Raw genomic sequence first — 3,370 nt, 5'->3', positions numbered from 1 at the left:
TGATGATTTTTTTCATGTGGTCTTGAATTATGTTGGTTAATGTAAGAAAATCCACGTTTATCGTCAAGGGTTAAACCAAAATCCGCTGAAGGCGTTACATTTGCCGAAGATCAAAAACTTTTACGTACGCCATCATGCTTGAGGTTTCGGGATTAATCAAAAAATACGGCAAGCAAAATGCCGTCAACAACATCAGCTTTTCATTACAAGGCGGGGAAGTCGTCGGACTTTTGGGTCCAAACGGCGCCGGAAAAAGCACCACGATGAAATGTATCGTGGGTCTGCTTCGCAAAACTGCAGGGGAGATTCAAATCGGAGGGCATGACCACCTTTCCTTAGCAGCAAAAAAATTCTTTTCATACATCCCCGAAACACCTCATGTCTATGACCTCCTGACAGTGAGAGAACATTTGCAGTTTATTGCTCAGGCGTATTCGGTGACAAACTGGAAGGAAAAAGCAGCAGATCTGATGGAAACCTATGACCTGACTGACAAGGCTGATAAACTTGGCAGGGACTTGTCAAAGGGCATGAGACAAAAAGTCTCAATCTGCTGTGCTTTGCTTCCTGATCCACAGGTCCTGTTTTTTGATGAACCCATGATAGGTTTGGATCCAAAAGCCATCAAAAATACCAAGAGAATATTCCGCGAGCTCAAAGAGCAAGGCAAAACAATTTTGGTAAGTACCCACTTGATCGACAGTGTAGAAACAATCGCAGACAGGATCATGATCATGAAAGATGGCAACATCATAGGCAATGATACCCTGTCTAACCTCAAAACAGCTTTCAACGGTACCCAAGATTCAAGTTTAGAAGACCTCTTTTTAGAACTGACCAAAGATGAATGAGTTCAAACTTCTGATCCGAAAGGATCTATTTATCCTGATCAACAACATCAAGCTGATCCTCAGAAATCCGCTGAGGCTTTTGCCCTATATTTTTGTTTTGGGTTATTTTGGTTTTTTTTATTTCCGAAGGTCAAATAAAACAACAGAAGTCAATACTGATCAAATCGGAGACCTTCAGGATGCTGCCGGTCAAATAGAAGAAGTAGATTTTGCAGTTCAGAATATTGCCGGGGGAATTACCCTATTGGCTTTGGCGTTTCTGATGTTTCAGCTTTACAGAGCCACCAAGAAAAACATCAGTTTTTTCAGTATGGCTGACGTGAATCTGCTTTTCACGTCTCCTGTTTCGCCCCCCAAATTATTGATGTATTACATGATACGGTCAATCATACCATCATTGGGTGGCTCCTTCCTTTTCGTCATCTACAGCACCGCCCAGCTCAATGATGTTCTTGACCTTAACTTTTTGAATCTGGTCCTGATGTCTCTTGGGGTGACGCTTTTCTTTTTTATTCTTTCACCGATCAAGTTTCTGATCTATACGCTCAATACCAAGTACAATATCTTGGGCTATATCAAAAACGGGGTTTTCGCACTTGGAGTGATTCTCCTCCTGATGATTTTGATTCCCGGGATGATGGCAGAAAAATTTTGGCAGGGAATGTTTGCATGGATCGGAGCGCCTTGGTTTGATTTCTTTCCACTAGTAGGTTGGAGCCGTGGCATCATTACTTTCGTCAGTCATGACAGCATCTGGATTTCACTTGGTTTTATCGGGGTTTATATTCTTTCCTTTCTGATTATTGTGCAATTGGTGTTGACTCATGCAGGGTATTATTATGAAGATGTCCTAGATTCCACCCAATCCAATGAGGAAGTTAAGGAAAAAGCAAAAGGAAAACAGCAGGCTTCCGAATCTACCGGAAGCTTGAACCTCAACAAAAAACTTGAACTGAAAGACTTCGGAACCGGCGCAACAGCCTTATATTGGAGAAATTACGTCCACAGTTCAAGACAGGATTTCCATCCGCTTTTTGGTCTCTATGGCTTGGGATTTGCGGCTATCGCCATCATCATGGCTGTCCTTTCCAACTTTGACTGGTTTTCGCACAAAATCATCTATGGGTATTTGATTTTGATGGTTGGTATGTATTTCATGGCAGGAATGGGAAGGACAAGTATCGGGGATTTGAAAAAACCCTATTTTATCTTGATTCCTGCTTCTTGGACTTCCAAGTTCTGGAACATGATCAAGTTGGACATTTACCAGACATTGATTATGTCGGTGATCATGGTTATCCCGACAGTGCTGATCGCTGATTTGAGTTGGGGATTGATGTTGCTTTTTCCCTTTTGCATGATAGCCTTTTACCTGACCGGTTTTGCCATTACACTGACTACCCAAGTGGGTTTTGACGAAGGTTGGGACCGCAAGCTGATCAAACCTGTCATCATTGGTGGGGTATTTTTGTTTGGAATTTTACCATCGCTTGCCGCAGGTCTCTTTGGCTTCATCATTTCAAAACAATTTATTTTTGGTATGATCGGCGTCAGTATGGGGATATTTATTGTCGCAGCAGTGATGATGCACGTGACTTTGGATATTATCAGTAAGGTTGAGTTTAAGGAAATGTGATTTTAGGTTGACGCGAAGAACCAAATCATTAGACTTGAACTAACCAATATCAATCCCGTATTTTCCCAACAAACCCGGTAATCCATCAAGGGAAAATTTGGCTTTTTTGATCCGGTTTCTCTCAGGGTCGATACTAAAATTGGAAGCATTTCTAAAATCTGCCTTTTCCAAAACAGTATTGTCAAAAACAGCCCCTGAAAGGTCAGAACCATCAAAAACAGATCCGCTTAAGTCCGCTTCAGAAAAATCCGCTTCCTTTAACCTGCAATTTTTGAAAACCGTCTTTTGTAATTTTGTCTTATAAAATGAGGCGTGGTCCAAAACACAGTTTTCAAATCCCAAGACCAAGCCAATGATTTCACATTTGTCAAACCGCAAGCCCAATAGCTTGCAATCTTTGAAATTCACTTCCCTAAAAGCAGTTTTGAAAAGGTTGGCCAGACTGATGTTGCAACCCAAAAATTCGCATTCTATAAAAACGGAACCCGATAAATCTGCATTGGAAAAGTCACAGCTCTTAAACACACAGGATTCATATTCTCCTTTGGAAAAAGGTTTGGATTCAAAATCAGCACTTGTGAAAGTTTTGGATTGAAAGTAAGTAGTCATTTGTATCAATTTGAACCGGAAACGTAAAAAAACATTTTAAATTACCATAATCCAAAGAACCGGGATTGCAACATTTTATTATCAAATGTTCAAAATGGGCTAAATCGGAATCCTCTCCGCAATCTTCTTCCTTCAATCCAAATCAATCATTGTCTTTTTACCCAAAAATTCCCTTATTTTTATTTTCTGTCTCTTTGACTCCTACTCATGAAAGCACTTGTACTCGAATCCTACAACAACCTTGTCTACAAAGACATGCCTGATCCTGAATATA

At 40.6% G+C, this 3,370-nt stretch carries 3 protein-coding genes; 2 read left to right on the top strand and 1 reads right to left on the bottom strand.

Going from position 1 to position 3,370, the window contains the following annotated elements; genetic code table 11:
* Nucleotides 1–134: 134 nt before the first annotated feature.
* Nucleotides 135–851, top strand: a complete 717-nt coding sequence (locus tag ACZFYI_RS17800; protein ID WP_462525470.1) for an ABC transporter ATP-binding protein — start codon at nt 135–137, stop codon at nt 849–851.
* Nucleotides 844–2,487, top strand: a complete 1,644-nt coding sequence (locus ACZFYI_RS17795; RefSeq protein WP_462525469.1) for a putative ABC exporter domain-containing protein — start codon at nt 844–846, stop codon at nt 2,485–2,487. Before ACZFYI_RS17800 ends, ACZFYI_RS17795 begins: the two co-directional genes overlap by 8 nt.
* A gap of 39 nt (nt 2,488–2,526) precedes the next feature.
* On the opposite strand, the gene ACZFYI_RS17790 is transcribed toward ACZFYI_RS17795, so the two are convergent.
* Complete coding sequence (locus ACZFYI_RS17790; protein ID WP_462525468.1) at nt 2,527–3,096, bottom strand: pentapeptide repeat-containing protein; 570 nt, start codon at nt 3,094–3,096, stop codon at nt 2,527–2,529.
* Between the last annotated feature and the right edge of the window lie 274 nt (nt 3,097–3,370).

Source organism: Aquiflexum sp. (assembly GCF_977115555.1).
This window is presented reverse-complemented; position numbering and strand designations above follow the sequence as displayed.